The sequence below is a fragment of the Paractinoplanes globisporus DSM 43857 genome (genome assembly GCF_000379645.1).
Lineage (GTDB): Bacteria > Actinomycetota > Actinomycetes > Mycobacteriales > Micromonosporaceae > Actinoplanes > Actinoplanes globisporus.
This window is the reverse complement of sequence record NZ_KB903295.1, coordinates 345,841-369,584: the sequence shown is the minus strand read 5'-3', so window position 1 is coordinate 369,584 and position 23,744 is coordinate 345,841. Positions and strand designations below refer to the sequence as shown.

21 protein-coding genes are annotated in these 23,744 nt (G+C 70.4%); 12 read left to right on the top strand and 9 right to left on the bottom strand.

Translation table 11 applies throughout. The features are described 5' to 3' along the window. The first annotated feature begins 16 nt into the window (after positions 1–16). Positions 17–928 carry a LysR family transcriptional regulator gene (locus A3CQ_RS0108455; RefSeq protein WP_020510494.1) on the top strand — a complete coding sequence of 304 codons (912 nt, stop codon included), beginning with the start codon at positions 17–19 and terminating at the stop codon, positions 926–928. A gap of 132 nt (positions 929–1,060) precedes the next feature. Here A3CQ_RS0108455 and A3CQ_RS52005 read toward each other — a convergent pair whose 3' ends face one another. The 3 genes from A3CQ_RS52005 to A3CQ_RS0108440 form a co-directional block, all read right to left on the bottom strand. Continuing rightward, positions 1,061–2,299: a benzoate/H(+) symporter BenE family transporter gene (locus A3CQ_RS52005; RefSeq protein WP_020510493.1), complete on the bottom strand. Its 1,239-nt coding sequence runs from the start codon at positions 2,297–2,299 to the stop codon at positions 1,061–1,063. Positions 2,300–2,365: 66 nt separating this feature from the next. Next, positions 2,366–4,612, bottom strand: coding sequence for an ArnT family glycosyltransferase (locus tag A3CQ_RS0108445; protein WP_026205457.1), 2,247 nt, complete (start codon positions 4,610–4,612; stop codon positions 2,366–2,368). A 56-nt stretch (positions 4,613–4,668) separates the two neighbouring features. Next, positions 4,669–5,493, bottom strand: coding sequence for an SDR family NAD(P)-dependent oxidoreductase (locus A3CQ_RS0108440; RefSeq protein ID WP_020510491.1), 825 nt, complete (start codon positions 5,491–5,493; stop codon positions 4,669–4,671). An 80-nt stretch (positions 5,494–5,573) separates the two neighbouring features. Between A3CQ_RS0108440 and A3CQ_RS0108435 the strand changes: the two genes are divergently transcribed. From A3CQ_RS0108435 to A3CQ_RS0108420, 4 genes are all read left to right on the top strand, one after another. Next, positions 5,574–6,143: a TetR/AcrR family transcriptional regulator gene (locus tag A3CQ_RS0108435; RefSeq protein ID WP_020510490.1), complete on the top strand. Its 570-nt coding sequence runs from the start codon at positions 5,574–5,576 to the stop codon at positions 6,141–6,143. Positions 6,144–6,216: 73 nt separating this feature from the next. Beyond that, complete coding sequence (gene pgi, locus A3CQ_RS0108430) at positions 6,217–7,851, top strand: glucose-6-phosphate isomerase (protein WP_020510489.1); 1,635 nt, start codon at positions 6,217–6,219, stop codon at positions 7,849–7,851. A 33-nt stretch (positions 7,852–7,884) separates the two neighbouring features. Continuing rightward, positions 7,885–8,967 carry a winged helix DNA-binding domain-containing protein gene (locus A3CQ_RS0108425; RefSeq protein WP_020510488.1) on the top strand — a complete coding sequence of 361 codons (1,083 nt, stop codon included), beginning with the start codon at positions 7,885–7,887 and terminating at the stop codon, positions 8,965–8,967. 67 nt (positions 8,968–9,034) lie between these two features. Continuing rightward, entirely contained in the window at positions 9,035–10,375 is a 1,341-nt protein-coding gene (locus A3CQ_RS0108420; RefSeq protein ID WP_026205456.1) for a carbohydrate-binding protein, read from the top strand. A gap of 637 nt (positions 10,376–11,012) precedes the next feature. Here A3CQ_RS0108420 and A3CQ_RS0108415 read toward each other — a convergent pair. Beyond that, complete coding sequence (locus tag A3CQ_RS0108415; RefSeq protein ID WP_157295513.1) at positions 11,013–11,855, bottom strand: alpha/beta fold hydrolase; 843 nt, start codon at positions 11,853–11,855, stop codon at positions 11,013–11,015. Positions 11,856–11,891: 36 nt separating this feature from the next. On the opposite strand from A3CQ_RS0108415, the gene A3CQ_RS0108410 reads away from it, so the two are divergent. After that, positions 11,892–12,428, top strand: coding sequence for a helix-turn-helix domain-containing protein (locus tag A3CQ_RS0108410; RefSeq protein ID WP_020510485.1), 537 nt, complete (start codon positions 11,892–11,894; stop codon positions 12,426–12,428). Here A3CQ_RS0108410 and A3CQ_RS0108405 read toward each other — a convergent pair. Continuing rightward, a complete protein-coding gene (locus A3CQ_RS0108405) occupies positions 12,417–13,379 on the bottom strand; it encodes an FAD-dependent oxidoreductase (protein WP_020510484.1) in 963 nt (320 codons plus the stop codon). The two genes, A3CQ_RS0108410 and A3CQ_RS0108405, sit on opposite strands and share 12 nt — an antisense overlap. A gap of 307 nt (positions 13,380–13,686) precedes the next feature. On the opposite strand from A3CQ_RS0108405, the gene A3CQ_RS0108400 reads away from it, so the two are divergent. Next, positions 13,687–14,607: an SCO2521 family protein gene (locus A3CQ_RS0108400; RefSeq protein WP_020510483.1), complete on the top strand. Its 921-nt coding sequence runs from the start codon at positions 13,687–13,689 to the stop codon at positions 14,605–14,607. Continuing rightward, positions 14,604–15,569 (top strand): DUF6879 family protein, encoded by a 966-nt coding sequence (locus tag A3CQ_RS0108395; RefSeq protein WP_020510482.1) that lies wholly within the window; start codon positions 14,604–14,606, stop codon positions 15,567–15,569. The genes A3CQ_RS0108400 and A3CQ_RS0108395 overlap by 4 nt, the downstream gene beginning before the upstream one ends. On the opposite strand, the gene A3CQ_RS0108390 is transcribed toward A3CQ_RS0108395, so the two are convergent. Genes A3CQ_RS0108390 through A3CQ_RS0108375 form a run of 4 tightly spaced genes read right to left on the bottom strand, consistent with a single transcriptional unit; the run spans position 15,554 to position 20,084 of the window. Then, complete coding sequence (locus A3CQ_RS0108390; protein WP_020510481.1) at positions 15,554–16,498, bottom strand: SCO2522 family protein; 945 nt, start codon at positions 16,496–16,498, stop codon at positions 15,554–15,556. The genes A3CQ_RS0108395 and A3CQ_RS0108390 overlap by 16 nt on opposite strands. After that, entirely contained in the window at positions 16,495–17,415 is a 921-nt protein-coding gene (locus A3CQ_RS0108385) for an SCO2523 family variant P-loop protein (RefSeq protein WP_020510480.1), read from the bottom strand. Before A3CQ_RS0108385 ends, A3CQ_RS0108390 begins: the two co-directional genes overlap by 4 nt. Then, positions 17,415–19,271 (bottom strand): SCO2524 family protein, encoded by a 1,857-nt coding sequence (locus A3CQ_RS0108380; protein ID WP_020510479.1) that lies wholly within the window; start codon positions 19,269–19,271, stop codon positions 17,415–17,417. The genes A3CQ_RS0108385 and A3CQ_RS0108380 overlap by 1 nt, the downstream gene beginning before the upstream one ends. Before the next feature lie 33 nt (positions 19,272–19,304). Next, entirely contained in the window at positions 19,305–20,084 is a 780-nt protein-coding gene (locus A3CQ_RS0108375; RefSeq protein ID WP_020510478.1) for an SCO2525 family SAM-dependent methyltransferase, read from the bottom strand. Between the two features lie 329 nt (positions 20,085–20,413). Here A3CQ_RS0108375 and A3CQ_RS0108370 point away from each other — a divergent pair, with 329 nt between their 5' ends. The 4 genes from A3CQ_RS0108370 (at position 20,414) to A3CQ_RS0108355 (ending at position 23,743) form a co-directional block, all read left to right on the top strand. Continuing rightward, positions 20,414–21,520 (top strand): LLM class flavin-dependent oxidoreductase, encoded by a 1,107-nt coding sequence (locus A3CQ_RS0108370; RefSeq protein WP_020510477.1) that lies wholly within the window; start codon positions 20,414–20,416, stop codon positions 21,518–21,520. Then, complete coding sequence (locus A3CQ_RS0108365; RefSeq protein ID WP_020510476.1) at positions 21,517–22,128, top strand: CE1759 family FMN reductase; 612 nt, start codon at positions 21,517–21,519, stop codon at positions 22,126–22,128. The genes A3CQ_RS0108370 and A3CQ_RS0108365 overlap by 4 nt, the downstream gene beginning before the upstream one ends. Positions 22,129–22,298: 170 nt before the next feature. Further along, a complete protein-coding gene (locus tag A3CQ_RS0108360) occupies positions 22,299–23,015 on the top strand; it encodes an ABC transporter ATP-binding protein (RefSeq protein ID WP_020510475.1) in 717 nt (238 codons plus the stop codon). Further along, complete coding sequence (locus A3CQ_RS0108355) at positions 23,012–23,743, top strand: ABC transporter permease (RefSeq protein WP_020510474.1); 732 nt, start codon at positions 23,012–23,014, stop codon at positions 23,741–23,743. Before A3CQ_RS0108360 ends, A3CQ_RS0108355 begins: the two co-directional genes overlap by 4 nt. Position 23,744 lies beyond the last annotated feature (1 nt).

Sequence of the window (23,744 nt, the reverse complement as noted above, 5' to 3'; positions counted from 1 at the left end):
CGGACCGGGAGGCTCGATGGATCTGGACCTGCGCAAGTTGCGTTACTTCGCCGCTGTCGCCGACAAGCTGCACTTCGGCCGGGCCGCCGATGAGCTGCATATCGCGCAGCCGGTGCTCAGCCGGCAGATCCGAGCGCTGGAGAAGGAGCTCGGCACTCCGCTGCTGACCCGGGACAGCCACGGCGTGGCGCTGACCGACGCCGGCCGGCAGTTGCTGACCGACGCCGGCCCGCTGCTGGCCTCCGCGCACGCGGTCCGCCGCCGGGTGACCGTGGCCGCGCACGGCAGCCGGCGGCTGATGGTCGGCTTCCGGGCGGGCATCGCGGTCACCCCGGCGGTACGGCGGTTCGCCATCCGGCACCCGGACGTGCTGGTGGATCTGCGGCGGATCGAAGGAGACGACCAGGCCGCGATGCTGCTCGACGGCCGCATCGACGTCGGCTATGTGCGCTTGCCCATCGACGAGGCCGGCCTGCGCGTCACCTCGCTGTACACCGAGCCGCGGGTAGCAGTTCTTCCCGCCGGCCACCGGCTGGCCGGCAAGGACCGGATCGCCGAGGCCGACCTGGCCGGCGAGCCGGTGCTCTGGCATGCCGACACGAGCACGCAGCCCACCAAGCGCCCGCACCCTGACGCCGGATACCGGGTGCGCGGGGTGGACGAGACGCTCGAGCAGGTCGCGGCCGGCCGGGGCATTTCGTTCCTGGCCCGTTCGGCGACCGTATTCTATTCGCATCCGGAGGTCAGCTATGTGCCCATTCCGGATCTGGCGCCCGACCAGGTGTGCCTCGCCGTGGCGGAATCGCGCACCTCGCCGCTGGTCGACGACTTCCTCTCCGCGGCTCAGGCGACGTCCGAGATCACGGCAGAATGTGGGAACTATGAAATGTGGCGGCTAGAAGGCGATGCCGCTTCAAAGCACGGTTGAGACACTCCGAGGAAATAGCGGCCGACCGGCAGCAGTGGGTGTCGCAATCGATTCCGCCAGACACTCAGCGCACTCACATCGGCTATCCGGGCGTCGACCCTGGTAAAAGGCTGGCCTTCTTGAAGGGTGCTGCTAATCGTCGGTGGAGGCCGCCAGGGTCGCCTCGGGGGTGGCGGGCGTGGGCGCGTCGGGAGTTGGCTTGTGGAGGTGGAAGGCTCCAGTTGCCGCGGCGGTCAGCAGGCCGGCCAGCAGACCCCAGAAGGCGGAGCCTATGCCCAGCAGCTTGAAGCCGGAGGCGGTGGCCAGGAAGGTGACCACGGCGGCCTCGCGCCAGCGGTCGTCGGTGAGGGCCGAGGTCAGCGAGCTGCCGATCGTGCCCAGCAGGCCGATGCCGGCTATGCCCAGGACCAGCGCCGCGGGCAGGGCGGTCAGCAGCGAGCCGACGGTGGCGCCCAGCAGGCCCACCACCAGGTAGAACAGGCCGGCCCAGACGCCGGCCACGTAGCGGCGCCGGGGGTCGGGGTGGGCCTGCGGGCCGGTGCAGATGGCGGCGGTGATGGCGGCCAGGTTGAGGCCGAAGGCGCCGAACGGAGCCAGGACCAGGTTGGTGGCGCCGGTCCAGGTGATCAGGGGCGAGACGGGCACGTCGTAGCCGTCGTTGCGCAGAACCGCCACGCCGGGGAGGTTCTGCGAGGCCATCGTGACCACGAACAGCGGGATGGCGATGCCGAAGACGGCCTGCCAGGTGAAGGCGGGCGCGGTGAACACGGGCTTGGCCAGGGCCAGGTGTACGCCGGAGAGATGCAGGGAACCGGTCGAGGCGGCCACCAGGACGCCGGCGGCCAGGGCGGTGAGGACGGCGTAGCGGGGGAGCAGGCGGCGGCAGAGCAGGTATTCGGCGAACATCGTGAAGACGAGGACGAAGTTGTCCTGCATCTGGGTGAACAGGCCGATGCCGAACTGGACCAGGACGCCCCCGAGCAGGGCCGCGGCCAGGGAGACGGGTACGCGGTCCATCACGCGGGCGAACCAGCCGGTCACGCCGGAGAGGGTGATCAGGGCGGCGGAGACCAGGAAGGCGCCGGTCGCCACGCGCAGGCCCACCCCGTCCAGGCCGGTGGCCAGCAGGGCGGCGCCGGGGGTGGACCAGGCGGTGATGATCGGGGCCTTGTAGCGCAGGGAGAGGCCGATGCAGGTCACGCCCATCCCGACGAACAGGGCGAGCATCCAGGAGGCCAGCTCGGCGTCGCCGGCGCCTGCGGCCCGGGCGGCGCTGAAGACGATCGCCGCGGAACTGGTGACGCCGACGACCGTGGCCAGCAGGCCGGCCGTGATGGCGGAGAGGGGGAACGCCAGGCGCAACCAGGTCATGTGCGGCGATGCTAACGGACGGAGCCCCGCGCCTGGATGGCACGGGGCTCCCGGATCGGGGTCCGATCAGCTGGTTGTGGCGGCCTGGGTCAGGTCGTAGACGGTGGCGCTGCCGACCGTGGTGGAGGTGTAGTGCGAGGCCACCCACGCGGCGATCTGCGACGAGTCGGAGGAGGAGCCGCCGCCTCCCATGCCGCCGCCGGCGATGTAGTAGTGGATCTGACCGTTTGCCACGTAGGCCTCGAACTGGGCGAGGGTCGGGCTGGGATCGCTGCCGTTCCAGCCGCCGAGGGCGATCACCGAGGTGCCGCTGTCCAGCTCGAGCTCGGCGGCGGAGGTGGCGCCGCTGATTGCGGCCGACCATTTGGTGGTGCTGGCCTTCAGGAGGGCCACCAGCTTGCTGTTGCTGGTCTGACCGTCGGCGCCGCCCATGCCGCCCGTGCCGCCGCCGGCCTGCTGCGCCGCCGACGAGTCGCCGGCCGAGTCGCCGGCCGAGTCGCCGGCCGAGTCGCCGGCCGAGTCGCCGGCCGAGCCGCCGGTCGAGCCGCCGGTCGAGCCGCCGGTCGAGCCGCTGGCCGAGCCGCTGGACGCGGAGCCGGAGGACGAGTCGCTGGCCGAGCCGCTGGACGCGGAGCCGGAGGACGAGCCGCTGGACGCGGAGCCGGTGGCCGAGCCGGTGGACGAACCCGATCCGGTCGCGCTGGACGCACCGCCACTGGACGAGGAAGAGGAACTGTCCGACGACGAGGAGCTGTCCGATCCGGTGCCGGTTCCGGACGGCCCCCCGAAGCCGCCCGCCCCGCTCATGCTGGTGGGGGCCCCGCCACGCGTACCGCCGAAAGAGGACGGGCCGGAAGCGGGAATCGAACCGGTGTGGGCCACCGAGGCCGTTTCTGCCGCGTATGCGGCGCCGGAAGCGCCGGCCGAGAGGAGCGCGGCGGCGAGCGCGACCACGGCGAAACCCTTGAGCTTGGCGGCGGGTGCCAGCAGGACCAGAGCGAGGAGTACGCCGAGGGCGAGCGACGCCCAGCGGAGGGCGGGCAGCCAGTCGGCGCGGCCCATGAGCACCGAGCTCCAGATCGCCGTAGTCATGATCATGGCCGCCAGCAGGGCCCGGGCCCAGGTGCGGGAGCGGTGGAGCCAGAGGACGCGGCCGCCGATGGCGACGAGGGCGGCGATCGCGGGGGCCAGGGCGACGGTGTAGTACGGGTGGATCGTGCCGCTCATGTAGGAGAACGTGACACCGGTGACCAGGAGCCAGCCGCCCCACATGACGATCGCGGCCCGAGCCTTGTCGATGCGCGGAGCGGTGAACGTGATGGCGAGAACGGTGACCGTGGCGATCAGGGCGGCCGGGAGGAGCCAGGAGATCTCGGTGCCCATGGCGGATCCGAAGAGACGGCCGATGCCGGACGCGCCGCCGAACCCGACATTTCCGGAATTTCCCCCGCCACCTCCTCCGCCGCCGTTGCCCTCGCTCCCGAAGATGCGGCCCAGGCCGTTGTAGCCGAGAGCCAGCTCCCACAGCGTGTTGTTGGTGGAGCCGGCGATGTAGGGGCGGGACGACGCGGGCCAGAGCGAGACGAGCGCGACGTACCAGCCGGCCGAGACGACGAGGGCGAGCCCGGCGATGAGCAGGTCGCGGATCCGTTTGGCCAGACCGTTCGGGGCGGCGATCAGATAGACCAATGCGAAGCCGGGCAGCACCAGGAACGCCTGCATCATCTTGGTGAGGAAGCCGAAGCCGAGCAGCATGCCGGTGAGCGCCAGCCACTTCCACGAGGCTTTCTCCACCGCGCGGGTGGTCGTGTACGCCCCGGCGGTCATCAGCAGCACGAGCAGCGCGTCGGGGTTGTCGTAGCGGAACATCAGCACCGCGACCGGGGTCAGCGCGAGCGCCGCGCCGGCGAGTAAGGCCGTATTTTGGCCGAACCATCGCTTCACGGTCAGGTACAACAGATAGACACTTGCCACGCCCATCAGCGCCTGCGGGGCGAGGATCGACCAGCTGTTGACCCCGAAGACGCGGGCGGACAGGCCCATCACCCACATCGCGGCGGGCGGCTTGTCGACGGTGATGGCGTTGCCGGCGTCCAGCGAGCCGAACAACCAGGCCTTCCAGCTCTGCGAACCGGCCTGCGCGGCCGCCGCGTAGAAGCTGTTGCCCCAGCCGGACGCGCCCAGGTCCCAGAGATAGAGCACCGCGGTGGCGGCCAGAAGGACCAGGACCGGCCATCGTCGCGAACCGCGCGGCGGTGGTGGTGCTTCGTGTCTCGGCGAAGCCACCCGAGGGCGTTCCATCAGCGTCGTCATGGGTATTACCTTCAGCGCGGCTTCTACGGCGGCGTTGTGGCCGGGCTGTGCGGTCTCTATGAGGCGGTGAGCTTGGCCGCCGCTTCATAGAGCTCCTTCTCGCGGGCCTCGTCGTAGGACTCGTCCGAGGACGGGACGACCTCCCAGCGGTCGATGTAGGCGCCGGACGGACCGGGTCGAGGGCCGGTGGCTGCCTTCGCCAGCTGGTGGCCGGCCCGCTCGACGGTGTTGACGCCGGGCATCAGTGGCAGGAAGCGGCGCCACAGGACGTCGCCGGCGCGGTCGTAGCGGACCAGGCCGGTGCCGGGGGTGAAGCCGGGATTGAACGTGTACGCGTCGAGGCCCTCGGGCAGTCGCCGGGCCAGTTCGTGCACCAGGTAGAGGACGCCCAGCTTGCTGGTCGAGTAGGCGCCGCGGCCCCGGCGCACGGTGCCCGGCCTGGCCAGCCGCTCGGGATCGGTCCAGGTGGGGGCCGGGACCAGGCCGAACGTGTGCCGGAAGGTGCCGAAGTGGCTGTCGCTGCCGGTGATGACGATGCGGCCCCGGCTCTTGAACGGCAGGAGGCGGAGCAGCAGGTAGTTGGCGAGGACGTTCACCGCGAAGGTCGTCTCGTAGCCGTCGGGGGTGGCCGTCCTGGTCGTGGGCATCTGGACGCCGGCGTTGCCGACGAAACCGTCGAGGGGCTCGGTGATCTGCCCGGCGGCCCGCCGCACCGCTTCCATGCTGGCGAGATCGGCCTTGATCGCCGTGGTGCGGGGGAGGTCGGTGCGGCCGTCGCGGGTCAGCACGATCAGGCGGAGGCCGGGGTCGTCGTCGAGCATGCGGCGGGCGGCGACGGCGCCGAGGCCGCGGCTCGCGCCGGTGAACAGGATGGTTGGCACTGCGTACCTCCCGGTACTTGGAACCAAGTGGTACTCAGTACCGTACGGGACTTGGTACCCGATCCGCTAGGCTGCGTGACATGGACCTCCGTGCACGCAAGCAGCAGCAGGCCCGCGAGCAGATCGTCGACGCGGCCCACGAGCTGTTCGCCGAGCGCGGCTTCGCCCAGGTGACGGTCACCGACATCGCCGAGCGCGCCGGCGTGGGGCGCACGACGTTCTTCCGCTACTTCGGCGACAAGCGGGAGGTCGTCTTCGCCGGCGAGCAGGAGCTGCTCGAGGCGATCGCCGCGGCGCCCACCGGCGGCGCGGCACCCTCCTCGCTGCCCGCCGCCCTGCGCCAGCTCCGCAGTCTCACCGAGCAGGTCACCCCGCTGATCGTCGGCGACCCCAGCCGGTACGCGGAACACGAGGAACTCATCGCCGGCAACCCCGAGCTGCGCGACCGGGCCGACCGCAAGCTGCAGCGGATAGCCGACGCGATGGAGGGCGTCCTCGTGGCCCGCGGCGCCGCCGCCGACATCGCGGTGCTCGCCGCCCAGGTGGCGATCGCCTGTTTCCGGGCCGCGCAGCGCGTCGCCGGCCCCGACCCCGACGCGTTGATGCCGGCTGTGATGCGACTCGCTGATCTCCTCGTGACGGACGGTTGAACTGCGCGGTCGCGGCCTCCGTTTCATGCCAGGATGAGAGCGGGAGTCCGGGTTCAAGGGAGAGACTGGGGCAATGAGCGAACACGTTTCCGACAGCGCCGAGTGGCAGGTCCTTCAGGGCCACGCGGAGAAGTTCTCGGCGGTGCACCTTCGTGACCTGTTCGGCAGCGACCCGGGTCGCGGTGAACGCCTGACCGTGCGCGTCGCCGACCTGACCGTGGACTACAGCAAGAACCTGGTGACCGAGGAGGTGCTCTCCTCCCTCCTCGCGCTGGCCTCGCGGGCGCGGCTGAGCGAGCGGATCGCCGCCATGTTCGCCGGTGAGCACATCAACGTCACCGAGGACCGGGCCGTGCTGCACACCGCGCTGCGCCTGCCGCGGGACGCCACGCTCGTCGTTGACGGGCAGGACGTGGTGGCCGAGGTGCACGAGGTCCTCGACCGGATGGGCGCGTTCAGCGACAAGGTGCGCTCCGGCCAGTGGACCGGCCACACCGGCGAGCGCATCAAGACGGTGGTGAACATCGGCATCGGCGGCTCCGACCTGGGGCCCGTCATGGCGTACGAGGCGCTGAAGGCCTTTAAAACGCCCGAGATCGAGTGCCGCTTCATCTCGAACATCGACCCCACCGACCTGTACGAGAAGACGCACGACCTCGACCCGGCGTCGACGCTGTTCGTGGTGGTCTCCAAGACTTTCGGTACGCAGGAGACGCTGACCAACGCGACCGAGGCGCGGAACTGGCTGCTCGCCGGTCTCGGCGGCGATCAGGCCGCGGTCGCCAAGCACTTCGTCGCCGTCTCGACCAACGCCCAGCGGGTCGCCGACTTCGGCATCGACACGGCCAACATGTTCGGCTTCTGGGACTGGGTGGGCGGCCGCTACTCGCTGCCGAGCGCCGTCGGCCTGTCGGTGATGATCGCGGTCGGCAAGGAGCAGTTCGCCGAGATGCTTGCCGGGTACCACGCCGTCGACGAGCACTTCCGCACCCAGCCGCTCGAGTCGAACGTGCCGGCCCTGCTCGGCCTGATCAACGTCTGGTACGACACGTTCCTCGGCGCGCAGTCGCACGCGATCCTGCCGTACTCGCAGTACCTGCACCGGTTCGCCGCGTACCTCCAGCAGCTGACCATGGAGAGCAACGGCAAGTCCGTACGCCTCGACGGCAGCCCGGTCAGCTTCCAGACCGGCGAGGTGTTCTGGGGCGAGCCCGGCACCAACGGGCAGCATGCCTTCTACCAGCTCATCCACCAGGGCACCAAGCTGATCCCGGCCGACTTCATCGGCTTCGCCCAGCCCAACCACGACATCGACGGCATGCACGACCTGTTCATGTCGAACTTCTTCGCGCAGACCGGGGCACTGGCGTTCGGCCGCACGCTCGAGCAGGTCGAGGCCGAGGGCAGCAGCCCGTCGGTCGCGCCGCACCGGGTCATGCAGGGCAACCACCCGACCACGACGATCCTGGCCGACAAGCTCACGCCGGCGATCCTCGGGCAGCTGATCGCCCTCTACGAGCACATCACGTTCACCGAGGGCACCATCTGGCAGATCAACTCGTTCGACCAGTGGGGCGTGGAGCTGGGCAAGGTGATGGCCAACCAGCTCGCGCCCAAGCTGACCGCGTCGTCCTCGCCGGTGGCCGACGACGATTCGTCGACGAACAACCTGATCCGCCTTTACCGGTCGGCGCGCGGCCGCGGCTGATTTCTGTCGTACCCCCGCTCTAGGGTCGTTCCCATGGATGGTCGGACGGCCCTAGGGCTGCGGCTTTCGAGCCTTCTCCTGCGCGGCAACGCCCCGTCGTCGGTCGGGGAGATCGTGTCGTGGTTCGGCGCCATGCAGGCGCAGGACGTGAACAGCATTCTCTGGTCCCTCGGCGCGCGTCTCCCCGGCTGGACCCTGGAGGACGTCAACGCCGCGCTCGAGAAACGCGACGTCCTGCGCACGTGGCCGATGCGCGGCACGGTGCATCTCGTGCCGTCGGTGGACGCGCACTGGATGCTCGAGCTGATGGGGTCGCGCGCGCTCGCCGGCGCCGCCAAACGCCGGGAGACCCTCGGGCTCGACGAGCAGACCGCGGAAAAGGCGGTCGACCTGCTCGGCTTCGCCCTCGCCGGCGGCCGCCGCATGACGCGAGCCGAGTGCATGGTCACCCTGACCGAGGGCGGCGTCGAGGTCGGTGGGCAGCGGGGCTACCACCTGCTCTGGTACGCGGCACAGCGCGGAGTCACCGCCATCGCGCCGCACGTCGGCAAGGAGCAGACGTTCGTGCTCCTGGACGACTGGGTCCCCGAGCCGTCGCGGCCGGAACGCGACGAGGCGCTGGGCCTGATCGCCCTGCGCTACTTCCGGAGCCACGGGCCGGCGACGCGGAAGGACTTCGCCGGCTGGACCGGCCTGACGATGGGCGACTGCAAGACCGGGATCGCCGCCGCCGGGGACGAACTGTCGGTGGTCGACGTCGACGGTGTCGAGATGATCGCCTCGACTGCTGCGCTGGATGCGGCGTCCTCCTTTGCCGGCTGGCTCGCGTTGTCCGGCTTCGACGAGTACATGCTGGGGTACAAGGACCGCTCGTTGATGGCGTCGGCCGACGATCTCGCCGCGATCATCCCCGGCGGGAACGGGGTGTTCCAGTCGACTCTTGTGCGCGACGGCCGGGTGGTCGCGACCTGGAAACGGGTCCTCGGCGCCCGCGGTGTCACGGTGACCGTTCTGCCCCTGGCCTCGCTGACCGCTCGCGACGCCCGCGCCGTCGAGAAAGCGCTTGCCCCGTTCGCTTCCTTCCTCGGAGTTCCGCTGACTGTTAAGAACCCTTGATATTTACGAATGTGAACGCCACGATATGGGTGTCGTGGCTCACGTTCGTCTATGAAAAGGGGCTGTCATGGGCTTCCGTCGTCGGTTGTTAGCGCTGGTCGCAGGGGTGGCGGTGGCGGCCGGGGCGTTCGCCGTGGCCGTCGCGGGGGAGGGCACGTCGTTCGCGGCGGTGGCGTGCTCGGGCACGGTTTGGGCCGAGGGTGTCACCTATACGGCCGGGCAGCAGGTGACCTACAGCGGTCATCTGTACCAGGCGCTCGTCACGCACACGGCCTACGTCGGCGCCGGGTGGAACCCGGCCGCCACGCCGTCGCTGTGGAAGGACCTCGGGGCGTGCACCGGCGGCCCGACCACCACGCCGACCACGGCTCCCACCACGCGGCCGACCACCACGCCGCCGACCACGACCCCCACCACGCCGCCGACGACCTCGCCCACCACTCAGCCCACCGGTTCGACCTGCGCCGTCAAGTCGCGGCCGGCCGGAAAGGTGCTGCAGGGCTACTGGGAGAACTGGGACGGCGCCTCGAACGGCGTGCACCCCGGCCTCGGCTGGATCCCGATCAATGACAGCCGGATCAAGCAGCACGGCTACAACGTGCTCGCCGCGGCGTTCCCGGTGATCCGCTCCGACGGCACCGTGCTGTGGGAGAACGGCATGGACGCCGGCGTGAAGGTCTCCACCCCCGCCGAGATGTGCGCGGCCAAGGCCGCCGGCGCCACGATCCTCATGTCGATCGGCGGTGCCGCCGCCGGCATCGACCTGTCGTCCTCCGCCGTCGCCGACCGTTTCGTCGCCACGATCGTGCCGATCCTCAAGCAGTACAACTTCGACGGCATCGACATCGACATCGAGACCGGCCTGACCGGCAGCGGCAGCATCACCACTCTGTCCGCCTCGCAGTCCAACCTGATCCGCATCATCGACGGCGTGCTCGCCCAGATGCCGTCCAACTTCGGCCTCACCATGGCCCCCGAGACGGCGTACGTCACCGGCGGCAGCGTCACCTACGGTTCGATCTGGGGCTCCTACCTCCCGATCATCAAGAAGTACGCCGACAACGGCCGCCTCTGGTGGCTGAACATGCAGTACTACAACGGCTCGATGTACGGCTGCTCCGGCGACTCGTACTCGGCCGGCACGGTCCAGGGCTTCACCGTCCAGACCCAATGCCTCAACAACGGCCTGACCATCCAGGGCACCACCATCCGAGTCCCCTACGACAAGCAGGTCCCCGGCCTGCCCGCCCAGTCCGGCGCCGGCGGCGGCTACATGTCACCGTCCCTGGTCTCCCAGGCCTACAACAGTGTCAGCTCCATCAAGGGCCTGATGACCTGGTCGATCAACTGGGACGGCTCCCGCTCCTGGACCTTCGGCGACAACGTAAAGGCCCTAGAGGGCCGCTGACCCTGCAACCCAGCACCCGACGGCCGGCCGGCGGCAACCGGCCGGCCGTCACCACCCGCACCGTGCGCTCGCGTCACACCGTGCGCTCGCTCCGCGCCGGCCGTCACCACCCTCACCCAGCGCCGCGCGCTCGCTCCGCGCCTGGCGCTCGCCCCGCACCGCGCGCTCGTGTCTCGCGTCGCGCCCGCCTCGTGCCTCGCGCCCGCCTTGCAGCCCGCGCCCGCCTTGCACCCCGCGCCCGCCTTGCACCCCGCGCCCGCCTTGCACCCCGCGCCCAAGGCGCCGCTCGTCGCTGCCCGCCGCGCGCCGTTCGTGCCGGGCACGCGGCCCGCGTGTCTCAGCGCAGGCGTGCGAGGAGGTCGCGCAGGGCGACCGGCACGCGCCTCGCGTCCGGGCGCCGCTTGGCGCTTCCCTCGCCCTTCGCGCTGGTGTCCGGCCCGCGGGTCTCAGTGCAGGCGTGTGAGCAGATCGCGTGGGCGGTCGCCCGCGCCTCGTGTCCCGGCGCCGCTTGGCGCTGTCTCTGGTGCCCGGTCCGCGGGTCTCGGTGCAGGCGTGTGAGCAGATCGCGTGGGGCGGTCGCCCGCGCCTCGCGTCCCGGCGCCGCTTGGCGCTGTCTCTGGTGCCCGGGCCGCGGGTCTCAGCGCAGGCGTGTAAGCAGATCGCGCAGGGCGGCGCGTACCTCGTCCTGGTGTTCGATGTGCATGAAGTTGTGGGTGGCGCCGTCGATCACCCGGTGTTCGCCGTCGGTGAAGGAGGCGGCGATCTTTGTGTGCAGGGCGCGGATGCCCTCCAGCGCCTGCCGGATCAGCTCGGGCGACCCGAAGCCCGCCCACGCCGGGTTGCCCGCGCCGGCTGAGAGGACTGTCGCGGGAACGTCGGGCACCGGGCCGCCGTGGCGGAGCTCGTCGTAGACCTCCGACTCGAGGTTTGCGGCCTCCAGCAGCCCGGTCCGCCATTGGTCTACGTGTTTGTCGACCAGCTCATCGCGTAGGTCTGAAGGCCAGGTAGCCAGCACCTGCCCCCAGCCCGAACGCGCGGCGGCGCGCTGCGAGGCCGTCAGGTCGGGCAGCTGGGCCGGGTCGGGCTTCATCGCGGCGTTGAGCTCTGCCGCTTCTGGCGGCAGGTGTGCAAACAGGTCCTCGTGGCCGGGATCGAGCAGCAGCAGCCCGGTGGTCGCCTCCGGGAAGAGCTGGGCGAACCGGCGTGCGTAGACCGCACCCATCGAATGGCCGACCAGCACATGCGGCCCCGGGCCGGCGACCGCGCGCAGCTCCCGCGCCACCTCGGCGGCACTGCGCGGCAGCAGAATGGGATCACTCCAGCCCGTTCCGCCACGGTCGTAGAGCAGATGCCGCGCCCCGGGCTCCGCCGTGAGATTGAGGAAGTCGAGCCCGACCAGCCCGGCCCCGGGCAGGTAGACCACGCTGGGCCCGCCTTCGCCAAACCTAGAGGTGGCCACCCCGCCGACCATTGTTCTCATGACTGCGAACATTATCAGGTGTGCGAACATAGGGGAATGGATCCGGTCGAGCTTCTCCTGCATCCCGTACGGCTGCGGATCGTGCACGCACTCTCCGGCGGCCGGACCGTCACCACCGCCCAGCTGTGCGCCCGCATGCCCGACGTCTCCCAGGCGACCGTGTACCGCCACGTCGGCCTGCTGACCGACGCCGGCATCCTCGAGGTCGCCGGCGAGCAGAGAGTCCGCGGTTTCGTCGAGCGCAGCTACCGCCTGGTTCGCGACCGCGCCGTCATCGACGCCGACCGCGCCGCCTCCGCTACGACCGACGACCACCGCCGGGTCTTCGCCACCGCGATGGCGGTCCTGCTGGCCGAGTTCGGTTCCTATCTGGACAGTGAGGACGCCGACCCGGCGACGGACCTGGTCGGCTATCGCCAGCACGCGATCTGGCTGACCACCGAGGAGCGCGACAAACTGATCGCCGGCCTCCGCGACGCCATCGTCCCGGTCATCGCCAACGGGCCGGCCGAGGGCCGCTCACCCCACCTGCTGAGCCCCATCCTGTTCCCGATGGCCGACTCAGCCGAGTAGTCCCAGCACGATGTCGGTGACGTCGTCCGCACAGCCCCAGGAGACGCTCACGCCCGCGCCGCTGTGGCCGTAATTGTGGACGACGTGGTGGGCCGAGCCGCGGGTCTCGTGCTCGAGGCGGATCATCGGGCGGGAGGGGCGGATGCCGCCGCGGTGGCCCAGGACGGGCGCGTTGCGGATCTCGGGGAAGATGTCGCCGCAGCGCTTCACGATCGCGTCGGCGACCAGGGGATCCGGCTCGGGGTCGGCGATGCCCTCCTCGGCGCTGCCGCCCAGCAGCAGCGTGTCGCCCTGGGGGAGTAGGTAGATCATCTCGCCGAGCTCGACCGTGTGCTCGGCGAAGAAGCCCTGGTGGCCGGGGTTTTCGATGGCGACCAGCTGGCCGCGGATCGGCTTGACCGACGGGTCGGGCACCAGCTCGCGGGCGCCCGCCCCGCTGCAGTTGACGATGATGGGCGCGTGGGCGAAGCCGTCGGACAGCGACGTCAGGCGGTGTCCGAAGCTCAGGTCGGCGCCGTACGAGCGGACCATCGCCTCCAGGGCGGCCAGGTACGGCGGCATGTCGATGATCGGGGCCGTGTAGTGCCAGCCGTGTACGAAGCCCGTGGGCAACTCGTCCGGCGAGCACTCCCGGTACCCGGGCAGTCCGCGCGCCCAGTCGGGGGATTTCATCGGGTGGCGGGAGGCCTCGACGCCCTCGACGAGGCGTACGCCGGGGAACTGCTCCGCGGCCATCCGCGAGAAGACCTCGTAGCTGCGCGCGGCCCAGACGCCGACCCGCGGGTGCTCCGCGTAGATCGGGTCCCAGATCGCGCCGGCGGCGGCCGAGTTCGTCCGGCCGGGGGGCTCCGCGGCCCGGATCCGGACGCGCACGCCCCGCTCGGTCAGTCGCACCCCCGTGGTCAGCCCGGATACACCGGCGCCGACGATGAGGACATCGGGTCGGTCCATCCTTCGAAGCTAACGGTGATCGATGCCCCGATGACGGGAGCGGGCCACGTGAGGAACATGAATGTGCGTACAATGCGCACTACGGTCTGTCCGGCTTGATTCGCACCGGTCCCGAGTGCTATATGCACTCACCGCTGCCGATCGATCACCCACTGTTGCAATCCGCTGGGGTTTGGGGTGCAATCGACAGGCTGGCGTCATGCGGGCGGGGACGCGCCGCTGGGGCGCGCGACAGGGTCATCGTCGACCGCACAGTCTTCTGTACCACCCCAGGTCCCCGCGCCGCCGAAGAAATGGGGGACCCGACGTGCTCGTCGTGGGTGAGGTCGACACCGGACTGTTGCGCGGGCGGGACCCGTCGTCGAGTGACGACGGCCGGAGCCTGGTCGATCTGGTCGCCGGCGAACGGGTTCTGGTGGCCACCCGGCCACGGTCCTATGTGCGTTCCCCGGAGCGCCCGGTCGGTGTGGACTGTCCGCTCGGTGTCCCGCAGGTGCGCGGCATCGGCACGGTGATGCAGCGGGCCGCGATCACCGACAACGAGGTGGTGCAGGGCTCGGCGTACGCGATGATCGTCCCCACCGAGCACACGGCCCGGCGCCCGTGGTCGCACTATCTGGCCCGTCCCGGCCATATCGAGATGGTCGGCCGGCCCCGGTGGGACGAGGTCGCCGCCGAACTGGCGTCGCCCGGCCGCCCGCGTACGGCGCTGGATCTCGGCGCGGTCGCCCAGCGGGCGACTGACGAGGTGCAGAACGGCACGCGCGGCGGCCAGGAGGATTTCCGCGCGGCCCGCTCCCGGCTGCGCTGGGTGGCCCGGACCGGCGGCGACGGCCCGCTCACCGGGATCCGTTTCGAGGTCCACGACCGCCGGCTGCGGCTGCTGCGCTTCGACGCGGGCGCCGCGAAGCCCGCCGATCTGGCCGCCGTCTGCGAGGACGTGGCACTGCACGACTGGCTGCTCTCCACGCTGATCGAGAACGTGCGCAAGGCCGCGATCGGCCGGGCGCCGCGCGGCGAGACGCTGCAGCGACTGGGTCCGGCCATCGACCGCCTGCTGCACCTGTGGATGCCGGCGGCCCGCGCCGACGAGCTCACCGAGACGATGTGGACAGTTCTCGAGCGAGGAGCAGGGTTCAGCCGGCAGTGGACGACGCTGGCGACCCGAATCCGCGACCAGTTCTCGGTCATGCTGGCCGAGTCCCTGTCCGCGGCGACCCGCTCGTGAGCGCCGACGCGGGGGCCCGGCGGTCCCGGGAGAACAGCAACAACGTCATCCGTACGGCGGTGCTGACGGTCGCCTCCGGCGGTGTCACGTTCCTGGTCACCAACGGGCTCGACCAGCCGCAGGCGATCTGCATCATCCTGTCGATCCTGATCGGCGGCATCGCGCTGATGGTCCGCTTCCTGGTCGACTTCGAGAACCGCCTGGCCGCCGTCGAGCAGCTCGAGCGCGACGGCATAGCCGACATCAAGAAGATGGTCGGCGACGCCTTCTCGGAGATCAGCGAGGCGACCGCGCTGTTCGGGCTGATCGAGGCGTCGGCGCTGCAGACCGATCTGGTCACCCAGCTGGTGCGCAACTCGACGAACATCTCGCCCGACTCGCCGCCGATCGTCTACCGGTTCGTCCAGCAGAAGATCAAGGAGATGTCCGACTTCCTCAAGCAGCTGGCCGAGGGCGGCACGGTCACCTACTACGGCGAGGACCGCGACTGGCTGCTCGGGCTGACCCGCACGGCCACCGCCAGCGTCGACGCGATCAGCATGGCCGCCGTCGACCACGACCTGTGGCGCAGCGAGATCGGCCAGCGCTACCTCGACGCGCAGCGCCGGGCCGCCCGCGACGGCCGCCGGGTGCGGCGGATCTTCGTGCTGGACACACCCGACATGGAGTACGAGCCGGAGCTGCGCCGGGCGTACGAGGAGCAACGCGAGATGCTGATCGAGGTGCGCCTGCTCGACCGCACGGCCGTGCCGACCCCGTTGCAGGTCCAGGTCCGCGACCTCATTCTCTTCGACGACATTCTGGCGTACGAGACGACGCCGACGACCACCGATCCGCGCATGGCCCAGGTCGCCGAGACCCGCCTGGTCCTCACCGACTCCCGTGTGAAGGAGTGCACGCAGCTGTTCCGGGAACTGTGGGACGTCTCCCGCGAACTGCGGCCCGCTCAGTCGAACAGGTAGCTGATCCGGTCGACGGTCTCCTCCGGCAGCTCGAGGCCCTCGTTGCCGGCCCGCTCGAGCACCTGGGCGGAGACCAGCGGGTCGACCGCCACCTGGGCCAGTATCGTGCGCACCGCGTGCTCGATCGCGAGGAACCGGCTGTCCAGCACGCTGAACGTGCGATAGGCCCGCAGAGCCGCGGCGGCCGGGTTGACCTTGACGATCGCCGGCATCTCGTCCCACTCCCGCGGCAGCGAGGCCGGCTCGGCCGGGACGGGTTCGGCGACCGGCTCGCCCCGGTGCCGCAGCAGCCCGAGGCGCTGCAACTGCCAGACCGCGGCCAGGAACGGGCACGACCATTTCCGCCCGGCCGGCTCCTCGCTCCACAGCTCGACGTCGATGAAGATCGAGTGGTTGCGGGCGGCGCTCTCCCGGGGCGGCGACCACTGCCGGGGCGCGGCCATCGCCGACGCCGCGGCCGACGGCGACCGCTCGCCGTTGGTCAGCCAGCCCGACACGCTGGCCGGCGGCCGCCCGCCGTTGGTGTCCCGAGGTGGCTCGTCCACGATGTGCGCCTGCACGACCGCGGCCAGGTCGATCTCGCCGACGCGCGCGCAGCCCGACTCACGCGCCACGTAGTCGATCTCCAGGCCGCTCTCCCGGGCCGCCGTCACCACCGCCGGCACCACCTCGCGCGGCGAGGAGAACCGGGTGAAGTAGTCGTCGATCAAGAAGCACGTGCTGATCCGGGGACGTTTCACCGGGACCGTGCTCGCGGCGGCCTGAGCCCACGGCGCGATCCGCCGGAAGTACCTGCGAAGGTGCTCGGGCCCGTGCTCGTAGTCCTCCATGTACAGGTGGCCGAACTCGACCGACAGGTGCGACAGGGCGACCGACCGGACCGCCGGGACCGCGCTCACCTCGGTGAACACGTCGTCCCGCGTGGTCACAGACCCTCCCACGCGGCGTCGTCGACGATCCGCTTGGCCAGTTCCTCCAGCGCGTTGACCGTGCGCTCGTTGGCCGTGCGGTACATCCAGACGTCGTCGTTGGACAGCAGTTGTTCCTGCCACTGCAGGACCGGGTCGAGCGGCACCTCGCCGAGCAGTTTCGCCTGCCCGACACCGCTGCGGCTGGCCAGCTCCTGCAGGCGCCGGTTGCACACGTCCAGCCAGGCCAGCTGTTCGGGACGCAGCCCGGCCTGCTCGGGCGCCGACGGGTCGAGCACCGCCGTCCGCACGAAGCGGATCCGATCGGCCAGCTCGGCGGGGGAGTGGCCCTTCTGCGCGCCGGTCTCGAGGATGCCCTGCGGCCCCTGCACGAGGTTGCTGGCCGCGATGATGTGCTGCCGGGTCCAGCGGTGGAACACGATCCAGCGCGACATCACCCGATCGCGCAGCGCCTCCGACGCGGTCGCCTCCAGCACGATCTCGGTCGCGTACGAGCGGCCGGCGCTCAGGTCGACGAGCACCAGGTCGTACTCCTCGTCGAGGCGCAGCAGCAGCTCGGCGCAGCGGTCGACGATGCCCGGCCCCGAGCTGAACTCGCCGCGGCCGCGGTCGCCGGGCAGCAGCGTCAGCTCGCCGGCGCCGCTGGGCCGCGCCCGCAGCGCCTCCCGCTGCGACGACGCCCAGATGTTGATCTCGCGTGGCTCGGTCTCGCCGTCGATCAGGTAGCTGTGCAGGCCGCCGCCCGGGATCCCGGCCAGCGCCTCCGGCAGGTCGAAGATCGCACCGGCCGTCGGCGAGCCGAAATCGAAGTCCAGATAGCAGGCGTCCTTGCCCTGCAACGCGTGCCGGTATGCCAGGTTGCAGCTGGTGACGGATCGGCCCGTGCCGCCCTTGTCGGACGTCGCGAACAGCAGCATCACGTCACCCCGCTGTCCGCCCGGCGGGCCGCGGAGAGCCGGTCGAGCCGGCGCAGGACGTCCTCGGCGAGCGCCACCGCGACGCCGGGGCGCGCCGGCCGCACCGTGCGGGCCCGGCGCAGGTCGGCGTCGATCCGGTCGAGCTCGGCCTTGAGCGGCTCGCCGCGCGTGGTGGTGCCGTTGAGCAGCTCCCGGTCGTAGAGGTACTCCGCCTCGTTCATGAGCTCCTCGGCGACGCGGCCGAGCAGGTCGCTCGGCGGCGACGCCTCCTGGATCATCTGGGCGGCGGTGACCAGGCAGTCCACCACGCGCTTGGTGTAGTACCAGGAGACCTCGGCGGTGCCGTGACCGTCCAGATAGGAGAACGCGCCGGCCGGCTTGTCCCACAGCCCCCGGGCCTCGCCCTCGTCGATCATCCGGGAGCTCAGGTGCTCCCAGACCGCATTGGACAGCTCGACCAGGCGGCTGCGGGCGCCGGTGTCGGTGACCATGCGCGCCAGCGTCAGCGTGCGGCGGAACAGGTTGGGCGAGATGTCGTAGACGGTCCAGGCCAGGGTCGGGCCGCCGACCTCCTCGCTGCCCTCCAGCGGGAAGCGCAGGCCGGGGTGGTGCACGTCGACCGCGGTCTCGGGTTCCGTCGAGCGCCGGGTGATGCGGCTCCGGTTGGCCAGCTCCTCCAGCACCCCGGCGACCCGGCGGCGGTCCGTGTCGGACGTACGGGATCCGGCGGTTTGCATGTTCTGCATGACCATGCCGGTGATCAGCAGGCTGAAGTAGTCGAACTCGATGCCGTCGGTCGTACGCCAGGGAAGGTCCTCCAGGGGCCAGCGGCCGGCGCCGAAGGTGGCGATGGCCGCCCAGTACGACCGGGTGAGCTCGAAGCGCAGCTGCAACGACTGGGCGAGACGGGCCTGTTCGGAGTCGAGCAGGCCGAGCAGCCGGGTGCGCTCGGAGGAGAGCGCCTGGATGGCGTCCAGGGCCACGGTCGTGAAGTACAGATAGGGCGCGTTCTGCGCCACGCCCTTCTTCTGCGAGCCGACCTCGGCCACGGTCTCGATGTCGGGCGCCTCGCGCACCACACCCCAGGACCAGCCGCACTCGAAAAGCCGGTTCGGGTTGTCCAGCTCGCTGCCCTCGGCCGCACCGGAACCGATGCTGACCTCGTCACGCAGCCGGGCGTTGATCTCCCGTAGCGCCTCGCGCAGCTCCTCCACCACCTGGTGGACCGGCCGGCGCTCCTGGTTGACCGCGCGGACGAGCTCGCGGCCGAAGTCGCTCTCGATCGGGAAGACGTTGACCGCGAAGCTTCGCAGCAGGCCGATCATCGCCGCCGACAGCCGCTTGCTCGCCTTCTGCTCGAGGTCGTCGACCTCCTTGATCAACGACTCCCGGGTGATCACCTGACGGAAGACCTTGGTGAAGCCGATGATCGCCAGCATCAGCGTGATCGAGATGGAGAACGAGTCGACCACGTCGAGCTCGCGCTGGGCCTGTTTGACCTCCTCGCCGTCCACATGCGACCGGAAGTACGCGCCGCCGGCGAAGACGGGTGTGCCGTCCGGGCCGGTGTACTGGTCGATGTGGGCGGTGAGCGCCCGGATCAGGCGGATCGGGATCTGCCGGTTGTCGCCCATGATCTTGAGCTTGGTGAGTACGTCACCGGCCACGGCGTCGGGCCGGTCCAGGCGGAACAGCGGGATCTCGGTGGCCGGCCACATGACACAGAGCAGCTGCTCCGCGTCACTGATCGAGTTGCCTCCGTCGGTGCCGTTGGGTGCCCACTCGCCGTCCTGAAAGGACACGCGGGCCGTCGCCTGCCAGATGTCGAGCAGTTGTTGCCGCGGCTGGATCCGCATAGGTGTGCCGTCACCTACCCGTCCGTGGGCTGGTTACTTCTTCCATCCGGTAGCCACGATCATCCCCTCGTAACCGTCCCGAAGGCCGTGGCTCTCCACCGTCTCAATGTCCCGTATGCGAGCCACGGGAGCAAGACACGACCGGACGTCGTCGACGCTGATCGAACAGGCCGGGAAGAAGGTCGACCCCACGAAATAGCCCTGCGACCGGCACATGAACGCCGCCGCGTACGGCGCGCCGGGCCTGAGCGAGTTGACGAACCGCAGCGTCGCGCGCCGGAATTCATCAACCCGGGTGGTGATCGACTCGGCCACGAAGAACATCGTGCCGAGGTTGTACTGGTTCGGGCGCAGCTCGAAGATGTTGCCCTTGGTCACCTCGGCGCAGCTGGCCAGCAGGTCGAGCGGGTCGTTGATCTTCCGGTACGGGCCGCGCGCGCCGGCGATGACCGGCCAGAACTCCCTCTTCCAGGACGGCTTCGGCCTGCCGAGCTGGTCCGACAGCCACTGCCGGTTGGTGTAGGAGTGCTCGTACAGGGTCACGCTCGACGAGAACGGCAGCATGGCGAGCGCGGGGTACAGGTTGGTGCCACTGCCGACGTCGATCGCGGAGGCGAGCTGCTTCTGCGGCACGGTGCGGTCGAAGCAGTGGACGAAGAAGTCGGTGACGATCTTGATGATCTGCCGGTCGTCGTCGCGCAGGTGCCCGTAGTTGTGCTCGAAGTACTCTTTCGAGTCGAAGAAGTCCCAGGGTGCGTCGTTGTTGCCGGCGCCGATCGTCGTCAGGCCACCAGACGTACCACTATCGCTCACCGGGCGTTCCTCCAGCTCAAGGCCTAAACAAAGACGCGGCGGTCGGGTGCTGAAGGACGCCTTCGGCCGAGGTCACTACTCAGAGTAGTCCGACCTAGTCACTGCGCCATCATCCGATCGTCGCCAGTAGCGCGGCCAACATTCCATATCGTGCCCGGAAACGCATCCTCCACACGCACGATTGCCCCTTTTTGCTGAATTCTGCTACAAGCGCCTCACTCGACCGAGGTGGTGTGACCCCCGCCGCAGCCTAGGTTCTTTAGATTTGAAATACTTGCCGGGCTGGCGGCGTTGACGCAGCCGTAAGCAACAAGTCGAGGGAGCGGGCCATGCAGTTCGGGATCTTCAGCGTCAGCGACATCACCACCGACCCCACCACGGGCCGGACGCCGAGCGAGCGCGAGCGGATCAAGGACATCGTCACGATCGCCAAGCACGCCGAGGAGGTCGGCCTCGACGTGTTCGCCCTCGGCGAGCACCACAACGAGCCGTTCTTCTCGTCCTCGCCGACGACCACGCTCGGCTACATCGCCGGGCAGACCGACAAGCTGCTGCTGAGCACCGCCACCACGCTGATCACCACCAACGACCCGGTGAAGATCGCCGAGGACTTCGCGATGCTGCAGCACCTGTCCGACGGCCGCGTCGACCTGATGCTCGGCCGCGGCAACACCGGCCCGGTCTACCCGTGGTTCGGCAAGGACATCCGCGCCGGCATCCCGCTGGCGATCGAGAACTACTCGCTGCTGCACCAGCTGTGGCGCGAGCAGGTCGTCGACTGGCAGGGCAAGTTCCGCACGCCGCTGCAGAGCTTCACCTCCACCCCGCGCCCGCTCGACGAGGTCCCGCCGTTCGTCTGGCACGGCTCGATCCGCTCGCCCGAGATCGCCGAGCAGGCCGCGTACTACGGCGACGGCTTCTTCGCCAACCACATCTTCTGGCCCGCGTCGCACACCCAGCGGATGATCGCGCTCTACCGCGAGCGCTTCGCCCACTACGGCCACGGCGACCCCGATCAGGCCATCGTCGGCCTCGGCGGCCAGGTCTTCATGCGCAAGAACAGCCAGGACGCCGTCAACGAGTTCCGGCCGTACTTCGACAACGCCCCCGTCTACGGCCACGGCCCGAGCCTCGAGGACTTCACCCGGGAGACCCCGCTGACCGTCGGCAGCCCCCAGCAGGTCATCGACCGCACGCTCGGCTTCCGCGACTACGTCGGCGACTACCAGCGCCAGCTGTTCCTCTTGGACCACGCCGGCCTGCCGCTGAAGACGGTCCTCGAGCAGCTGGACCTGCTCGGCGGCGAGGTCGTCCCGGTCCTCCGCAAGGAGTTCGCCGCCCTCAAGCCGGCGCACGTCCCCGACGCGCCCACCCACGCGTCCCTGCTGGCGGCCAGGAACGCAGCCGAGAACGCTTCCGAGGAGGTGTCGGCATGAACCAGCGCACGGTGGTAGTCATCTCCGCCGGCCTGAGCCAGCCGTCGTCCACCCGCCTGCTGGCCGACCAGCTGGCGGCGGCGACGGTCGAGGCCGCCGCGAAGCAGGGCCTCCAGGTGACCACGACGTTCGTCGAGCTGCGCGACCTGGCCCACGACATCGCGAACAACCTGCTCACCGGCTTCCCGCCGGCGGCCCTGAAGGAGGCCGCGGACGCGGTGGCCGCCGCGGACGCCGTGATCGCCGTCTCCCCGATCTTCACGGCGAGCTACAGCGGCCTCTTCAAGTCCTTCATCGACGTCCTCGACAAGGACACGCTGGCCGGCAAGCCCGTCCTGATCGCCGCCACGGCCGGCACCGCCCGCCACTCGCTGGCGCTGGAGCACGCCCTGCGCCCGCTCTTCGCGTACCTGCACGCGGTGGTGATCCCGACCTCGGTCTTCGCCGCCACCGACGACTTCGGCGCCGACTCGGCCGACGGCACCCTGCGCTCCCGCATCACCCGCGCCGCCGACGAGCTGGCCCGCGAACTCGAGCGCCGCGACCCGGTCTCGGTGATCGACCCCTTCGCCCTGACCGTCAACTTCGAAGACCTTCTCAAGCATTAGCCCGTACGCCCGGAAGCCCGAGCCACTCCACCGATCGGTGGAGTGGCTCGGCCGTTTGCGGGAGCGGATGTTTCCACCGGGGGCCCGGGAGATCGGGCGATCCGGGTGGGGTGCCGTAGCGGGGACTCTGGGTGCCGTCAGCAGGAGCGAGCGGGCGGAGGAGAACCGGCGTGGGCTCGGTCATCGAGGTGGAGCACCTTCACAAGAGTTACGGCGGCACGGTGGCCGTGGACGACGTGTCGTTCACGGTGGGGCAGGGGGAGATCTTCGGGATCCTCGGGCGCAACGGCGCCGGGAAGACGACGACCGTGGAGTGCCTGGTCGGGCTGCGGAGGCCCGACCGTGGGACCGTCCGGGTGCTGGGCCGGGACCCACAGCGGGACCACGCCGAGGTGACCCGGCGGGTGGGGGTGCAGCTGCAGGACAGCCAGCTGCCCGAGCGGCTTCGGGTGGGTGAGGCGATGCGGCTGTATCAGTCGTTCTATCCGGAGCCGGCCGACTCCCGGGAACTGCTCGCCCAGCTCGGGCTGGCCGGGCGGGAGAGAACGCCGTACGGGAAGCTCTCGGGGGGTCAGAAACAGCGTCTGTCGATCGCGCTGGCGCTGGTCGGGCGGCCCCGGATCGCGGTGCTGGACGAGCTCACGACCGGGCTCGATCCGCACGCGCGGCGGGACACGTGGGATCTGATCGCCGGGATCAGGGCCGGTGGGGTGACGATCGTGCTGGTCACGCACTTCATGCCGGAGGCGGAGCGGCTCTGCGACCGGATCGCGCTGATCGACGCGGGGCGGGTGCTGGTCACGGGCTCGCCGGGCGAGCTGATCGCGCGGGCGGGGCAGCCGACGCTGGAGGACGCGTTCGTGTCGCTCACCGGGAGGAACGCATGATCACGCTGACCCTGACCGAGCTCAGGCTGTTCCTGCGGGAGAGGTCGGGGCCGGCGTTCGGCGTCGGGCTTCCGCTGCTGCTGCTGGTCATCTTCGGGAACCTGCCGTTCTACAACAAGCACCGGGACGACCTCGGCGGGCTGACCTTGCTCGACACGTACGTCCCGATCCTGGTGGCCTTTGTGCTGGCGATGCTCGCGTTGAACGTGTTGCCGCCGGTGCTCGCGGGTTACCGGGAGAAGGGAGTGCTGCGGCGGCTGCGGACCACGCCGGTCGGGCCGGTCCGGGTGCTGGCCGCTCAACTGATCGTCATGCTGCTGACCGCGGTGGTCTCGGTGGCGGCGCTGCTGCTGGTCGCGCGGTTCGCCTTCGGCGTGGTGCTGCCCCGGCAGTTCGCCGGCTTCCTGCTGACGATCCTGCTCGCGGCCCTGGCGCTGCTGGCCGTGGGGCTGCTGGTCACGGCGGCCGCGCCCGGCGGGCGGGCGGCGAACGCGCTCGGCGCCGTCGTCTTCTACCCGCTCGTGTTCCTCGGCGGGCTGTTCCTGCCGATCCAGACGATGCCGGCGACGCTGCGGCACCTCAGCCACGCCACGCCGATGGGCGCGGCGGTCACCGCGATGCAGGACGCCTCGAACGGGCACTGGCCGCACTGGCTCGCCCTCGTCACGTTGCTCGCGTGGGCCGCCGGGGCGGCCGTGCTGGCGGCTAGATTGTTCCGCTGGGAGTAGG

Excerpts from the sequence above, each read along its gene's own strand:
- A3CQ_RS0108425 (WP_020510488.1), top strand. The coding sequence starts at position 7,885 with ATGGATGGTCGGACGGCCCTAGGGCTGCGGCTTTCGAGCCTTCTCCTG.
- pgi (WP_020510489.1), top strand. The coding sequence starts at position 6,217 with ATGAGCGAACACGTTTCCGACAGCGCCGAGTGGCAGGTCCTTCAGGGC.
- A3CQ_RS0108405 (WP_020510484.1), bottom strand. The coding sequence starts at position 13,379 with ATGGACCGACCCGATGTCCTCATCGTCGGCGCCGGTGTATCCGGGCTG.
- A3CQ_RS0108445 (WP_026205457.1), bottom strand. The coding sequence starts at position 4,612 with ATGACGACGCTGATGGAACGCCCTCGGGTGGCTTCGCCGAGACACGAA.
- A3CQ_RS0108435 (WP_020510490.1), top strand. The coding sequence starts at position 5,574 with ATGGACCTCCGTGCACGCAAGCAGCAGCAGGCCCGCGAGCAGATCGTC.
- A3CQ_RS0108410 (WP_020510485.1), top strand. The coding sequence starts at position 11,892 with ATGGATCCGGTCGAGCTTCTCCTGCATCCCGTACGGCTGCGGATCGTG.
- A3CQ_RS0108415 (WP_157295513.1), bottom strand. The coding sequence starts at position 11,855 with ATGAGAACAATGGTCGGCGGGGTGGCCACCTCTAGGTTTGGCGAAGGC.
- A3CQ_RS0108420 (WP_026205456.1), top strand. The coding sequence starts at position 9,035 with ATGGGCTTCCGTCGTCGGTTGTTAGCGCTGGTCGCAGGGGTGGCGGTG.
- A3CQ_RS0108380 (WP_020510479.1), bottom strand. The coding sequence starts at position 19,271 with ATGCGGATCCAGCCGCGGCAACAACTGCTCGACATCTGGCAGGCGACG.
- A3CQ_RS0108455 (WP_020510494.1), top strand. The coding sequence starts at position 17 with ATGGATCTGGACCTGCGCAAGTTGCGTTACTTCGCCGCTGTCGCCGAC.
- A3CQ_RS0108365 (WP_020510476.1), top strand. The coding sequence starts at position 21,517 with ATGAACCAGCGCACGGTGGTAGTCATCTCCGCCGGCCTGAGCCAGCCG.
- A3CQ_RS0108370 (WP_020510477.1), top strand. The coding sequence starts at position 20,414 with ATGCAGTTCGGGATCTTCAGCGTCAGCGACATCACCACCGACCCCACC.
- A3CQ_RS52005 (WP_020510493.1), bottom strand. The coding sequence starts at position 2,299 with ATGACCTGGTTGCGCCTGGCGTTCCCCCTCTCCGCCATCACGGCCGGC.
- A3CQ_RS0108385 (WP_020510480.1), bottom strand. The coding sequence starts at position 17,415 with ATGCTGCTGTTCGCGACGTCCGACAAGGGCGGCACGGGCCGATCCGTC.
- A3CQ_RS0108355 (WP_020510474.1), top strand. The coding sequence starts at position 23,012 with ATGATCACGCTGACCCTGACCGAGCTCAGGCTGTTCCTGCGGGAGAGG.